Origin of the sequence: Methanobrevibacter oralis (genome assembly GCF_001639275.1) — an archaeon.
Lineage (GTDB): Archaea > Methanobacteriota > Methanobacteria > Methanobacteriales > Methanobacteriaceae > Methanocatella > Methanocatella oralis.
Map to the genome: position 1 here is coordinate 1 of NZ_LWMU01000113.1, position 2,744 is coordinate 2,744.

At 22.8% G+C, this 2,744-nt stretch carries 1 pseudogene; it reads right to left on the minus strand.

The features are described 5' to 3' along the window. Nucleotides 1–2,744: pseudogene (locus MBORA_RS10895) on the minus strand (adhesin); the annotation flags it as partial.

A 2,744-nucleotide genomic window follows, 5' to 3' on the forward strand; every position in this document is an offset into this window, starting at 1 on the left:
ATTCTACAAAAGTCTATTGAGGTTAATGCTGTGTTATTATTAAAAGTAGAGTTGATTATTGATAATTTGTTTTTTGAATCTGAATAAATTACTCCTCCATGTATTCCTTGATTATTATAAAAAATTGATGAATTTATAATAGTTTTACCGTAATCGGCTATTACTCCTCCACGATGTCCAAAATTATTAAAAAAGACAGAAGAATTGATTGTTAATTGTCCATTATTTAGAATTACTCCTCCTTTACCTGTATTAGAACAATCAACCGTATATGCTTTATAAATTAAATCATTCTCATGGTATGTTATATTTTGGTTGAAAACTGGGTGGGAATTATCAAAATAAGATGAGGAATTAAATATAATTAAATTATTGATAAATAAATTACCATTATTAATAAATACAGATCCTCCATCTGTATTATGGGCATTGGCAATTAAAAAACCAGAAATTGATAAAGTATTATTTTCAAGTATATTGAATAGTTGTTTATTTTGAACATTTATGAAAGCTTTACCTAAGTTAATGGCATTGAGTGTTAAATTTTTATCAATAGTAATATTGTATTCTGTATAATTTCCATCGAATACATGTATAATGCATAGATTTAAACTATTTTCTATGGCTTTTTTAATTGTAGCATAAGGATTATTTATACTGCCATTACCTGTAATATCGCTTCCATTAGATGCTACATATATGTCAAATGGAGAATTATCTTTAACCAGGTCAAATGGGGCATATACTGCATGATTTGCTCGTTTAAATCCATTGGAACTTATTAGGTAGTTTTTAATTATTGAATTTGATAATTTTTTATTTGAAATTATTGAAACTGCATAATCGTTATTATTTAGTGAATATGAAACGATGTAATTTTCAATAACTGTATTATTAGATGAATTATTACAGTAATATATTGCTGATTGATTGCCGGTTTTGTTAATTAAAATATTATTTTTGTTAATGTTACTCCATTTTGCATTAGAAGCTAAATATCCATATATTGATGAAGCATTAGCTTTTAATATATTTTCATGAATATTGTCATAATTTGAATTATTGGAGTAAATAAAAATTAATAGATCAGATAAGCCCATTATTATATTATTAGTTATTGATGTTGAATTTGAATTGATAATGGTTATAATTTTAGAATTAGATGTTTTAAATGTAATATTGTTGTTTTTTATTGTGTTTAATGAAGTTTTATTAAGATTAATTGCTGAAATTTTGGTAGAATTGATAAATAATTTATTATTAGTGAATAAATTTTTTTCTCCATCAAAAATGTTTAATATATAATTATTTGAGGAATTGAAGGTATTATTTATTATACTTATATTTGAAACATTAATTAAATCAATTGAAGAATTAATAAAAGAGACATTGTAAATAGTTGAATTGGAAGCATTATTTTTAAAAACTATTGAAACACAAACACTTAAATTAGAATAATAAGAAGAAATTTTAACTAAATCATTTATAATCAATAATTGATTTTTTGTTAAATTATGAAGTAGCAAAGTACTGTTTTGTGTTATAATATTAGAATATAATTCCCCGTTTTTATTAAAATAACAGTTGTAATTTTCACTATCAACAATAAATGAATTAAAAGAGGTGTTTATAATTCCATTAGTATTATTGTCAAATATTGTTTTTGAAAGATTAACATAAATAATATTACCAAATATACTTATGTTTGTTGAATTTTTAAGTATTGCTATGGCTGAATTTCCTATGCCTAATAAATCGGATATTTCTAAGATTTTAGATAAATCTCCTCCAAATACTGAAATTTTGTTGTTGTTAATGGAAATATTGTTGGATAAATATGTGCCAATAGCATAAACTCCATTACTTTTACCATATAAGTTATTATTTTCAATTGTTGAATTATCAACCATATGACATTCAATTAAATATGCCATTTGTTCACTGTGAATAATAATTTCATTATTAGAAACATTAATCCCTGATAACTTTCCAATAACATTGGCAAATGCAATACCATATCCATAATCTTTAGAGATAATATTGATTTTATTGGAAATAAAATCACTTTCAGATAATGTATCGGTATATATAGCTTCTGTAACACCAGAAGAAATCATAATAATAGTATTATTAAAAATATTAACTCTTTTAGACAATTTTTTATTCATTTTATGGGTAGACGGGTTAACTGAAGGAGCATTAATTGCATAAGTATAAAATGTTTTTGAATTTATATACAAATTATTATGTGAAATAATAAGATTTTCACAAACATCTTCAATCAATATGGCAGAATTAGACAAACTACCATTTCTAAATAAATTTGTAATATTATTTTTAGTTACTGTGACATCATGAACTCCATTTAAAATAATAGCTTCTCTATCATAATTAATGAAATTAAAATCACGGATTAATGAACCACTTGCATCTGCTTCAAAAGTGATTGTAACATTAATTAATAAATTATTCATTTTATTACTAATAACATTAATTTTTTCCTGAAAAATTAAATTTTTATTTGTTAAAAATGTTAAAAATATTATTTTAGTTTTATTTTCATTAAATTCAAATGTTAAATAACCATTTTTATTAAAATATTCATGATAATTATCATCATTAACAACAATGTATGTTGAATCTAAAATAACACCATTAACCATATTGTCCGCTTCAACATTAGATAATTCATCAGTTATATCTTTAAAAATCCCTACACTACTATTGGTTTCAATAACATTATC